The 1951-nt window shown below is 76.5% G+C and carries 2 protein-coding genes; one reads left to right on the top strand and one right to left on the bottom strand.

From position 1 onward, the window contains the following. Positions 1–232 precede the first annotated feature (232 nt). The gene (locus FNQ90_RS21305) at positions 233–1033 is read left to right on the top strand and encodes a class I SAM-dependent methyltransferase (RefSeq protein WP_182607838.1); all 801 of its coding nucleotides are present in this window, start codon (positions 233–235) and stop codon (positions 1031–1033) included. Between the two features lie 58 nt (positions 1034–1091). Here the strand turns inward: FNQ90_RS21305 and FNQ90_RS21300 are convergent. Beyond that, a partial coding sequence (locus FNQ90_RS21300) for a hypothetical protein (protein ID WP_182607837.1) occupies positions 1092–1951 on the bottom strand: 860 nt, incomplete at its 5' end.

Here is a 1951-nt window from a genome sequence, read left to right as displayed (position 1 = left end):
CCCCCACTGCCGTGCACCCCGACGCGGAGAGTGGTCGGGGCCTGTCACTGGTGGCGCTGTTGTCCTCGGCATCGGGTGTCGTCCCGCACGCCGATTCCGGCTCGCCGGGCAAGACGGTGTGGTGCGAACTCCCTTTGGGAGTTCGGTGTTGAGGGCGGGAGGACCCCGTGCGGGCGTCCGATCCCAGGGCATTCGTCCGGGAATTGTCAGTGGTGGGTGCCAGCATGACGACATGACAGCCCTGCGGACGCACGCATCCGTCGTGGCCTCCTACTGGGACGCCGCGGCGCCGACCTTCGACCGGGAGCCCGATCACGGCCTGTGGGAGGAGAGCACCCGCGCGGCCTGGGCGCGCCTGCTCGCGCGGTGGGTCCCGGAGCCGCCCGCCCGGGTGCTCGACCTCGGGTGCGGCACCGGTTCGCTGACCGTACTCCTGGCCGCCGCCGGTCACCGGGTGACGGGGGTGGACCTGTCGCCGGCGATGGTGGGAGCGGCCAGGGCCAAGCTGGCGGACGCCGGGCTGGCCGGTGAGGTGCTGGTGGGGGACGCCGCCGACCCACCCGTGCGGGGACCCGCCGCACCGGCCGACGATCCGGGCCACGCGGACGCGATACCCGGCGCACCGCCCGTCACGCCCGGCGACGGCTGGGACGCGGTGGTGGTGCGGCACCTGCTGTGGACGATGCCGGATCCGTTGGCCGCGCTGCGGCGCTGGGTGTCCCTGTTGCGGCCGGGCGGCCGGTTGGTGCTGATCGAGGGGCGGTGGGCGGAGTCGGCCGCTCCTTCCTCTCCCTACGGCGAGGGCGCGGAGCCGCTGCCGTGGGCCGGCGGCGTGCCGGCGGAGGCGTTGGAGGAGGCGATACGTCCGCTGGTCGCGGCGTGGATGACCGTCCCGCTGTCCGGGGACCCGGTGCTGTGGGGCGGCCCGGTGGACGACGAGCGGTACGCGGTGGTGGCCCGCTCGCGGTGGGCCCGGCGGCCGGAGCAGGGTCCGCCGCGCCTGACCGAGGTGCTGCGCGCCGCCCGGCGCTGAGGCCGGCCGGTCGGGGCGGCGGGCGGACCGACGTGGCCGGTCGGGGCGGCGGGTCCGGTCAGGAGGACGGGAGTTCGGGGAGAAGGTCGCGGGTGAGGGAGTCCATCCGATCCAGCCCCTCGCGCACCGCCTCCAGTTCGGCGGTGAGGGGGGTGAGGTCGAGCGTGGAGGCGGCCAGGTCACCGGCGGTTCGCAGGGAGAGCAGCGCACCGCCGTGCTCGGCGGCGGTCTCCAGGTGCAGGGCGAGGGATTCCAGTTCGGCCATCAGGACGCCCCGCAGTTCCTCCAGCCGCTCACGGGAGGCGGCGCGGTCCGCCACGGCGCGGGCCGAGGTCTCCTTGGCACGGCGGATGGGCCCCTCCGGGAGGGACTCGATCTCCCGGGTCAGGCGCAGGTGTTCCCCACGCAGTTCGCGGGCCTCGGGTCCGTCGGCGACGGTGGTGTCGATGGCGGTGACGGCCTCGGCCCGGCGGACGAGTTGGTCGGCGGCCACCCGGGCGTGCGCGGCGCTGTCGGAGAGGAGGTTGGCCAGGGCATCCGAGCCGTCCCGGCGGGCGGCCAACTCGCGGTGGGCGTCGAGGCGGTCGGCGGCGCGACGGGCCCGGCGCAGCCACTGCTCGGTCTCCGGCGGGGCGATGACCTCGGCCCGGCGCTGCCGCGCGGTCTCGGTGATCCGTCCCCCGGTGGCGGGGTCCGGGCCGGCGCCGCGCGCGCCGATGGTGTGGGTGACCAGGGAGAGGAGGAGGACGAAGCCGCCGATGACGCCGGAGGTCTCGACGGGCTGATCGAGCAGGCGGTGGGCTCCCACGGCCGCCCCGGCGCCGGCGAGCACCGCCAGGACGAAGCCGAGCGTCGCGCCCCCGGCGTCGCTGGGGCGGGCGGGCGCCGTGCGTTCCCGCCCTGCGCTCGGGGGTGAGG

The sequence above is a fragment of the Streptomyces alkaliphilus genome, assembly GCF_014141535.1.
In the GTDB taxonomy this organism is placed as follows: Bacteria; Actinomycetota; Actinomycetes; order Streptomycetales; family Streptomycetaceae; genus Streptomyces; species Streptomyces alkaliphilus.
The sequence above is the reverse complement of the archived record's forward strand: the minus strand, read 5'-3'. Positions and strand labels throughout refer to the sequence as shown.